Source organism: Cupriavidus sp. IK-TO18, from assembly GCF_015549295.1.
GTDB classification, from domain to species: domain Bacteria; phylum Pseudomonadota; class Gammaproteobacteria; order Burkholderiales; family Burkholderiaceae; genus Cupriavidus; species Cupriavidus oxalaticus_A.
Genome location: NZ_JADGMP010000091.1, coordinates 1 through 547, shown reverse-complemented (window position 1 = coordinate 547; position 547 = coordinate 1). Strand labels below are relative to the sequence as shown.

Annotated in this window: 1 protein-coding gene; it reads right to left on the bottom strand. The window is 63.1% G+C overall.

From position 1 onward, the window contains the following. Window positions 1–273: MFS transporter (locus tag IPF36_RS34230; RefSeq protein ID WP_368671215.1), on the bottom strand; the 273-nt coding region annotated here is incomplete at its 3' end. Between the last annotated feature and the right edge of the window lie 274 nt (window positions 274–547).

The following is a 547-nucleotide window of genomic DNA, read 5'->3' as shown; positions in this document are numbered from 1 at the left end:
TTTGCGGCCGACAAGATCGCCGATGCGGCCGAAGACGAGCGCGCCGAACGGGCGCACGAGGAAGCCGGCGGCGAAAGCCAGCAGCGCGAAGATGTTGCGTGTCGCCTCGGGATAAGAGGCGAAGAAGGTCGCGCCGATGAAGGCGGCGAGTGAGCCGTACAAATAGAAATCGTACCATTCGAAGACGGTACCGAGCGACGAAGCGAAGATGACTTTCTTCTCTTCTCGCGTCATGCCGCGCCGCGAGGCGCCGGCGGTTGCCGAGATTGCCATAGATGTCTCCTCCCAGAGTGTCGGCGGTCTCGGGCCTGGAGACGAATCTCGGCAGGAACCGCCGAACCTAACGACGGTGAAAACGATAACGCCGGGAGGCGGCCGTTATCCATCGCTGCTTTGGGATTATGACCTTAGTCGTAGAAGGACGCCCGGCGGCGGCATTCGCGGTGCCGCCGGGCTCGGTGCCAGGCTCAGTGAAAGACGGGCTCAGGCCGCCTTTTCTTCCTTTTCGACGAGGTAGCCGCGGTCACGCAGCCACCGGGCGATGAGG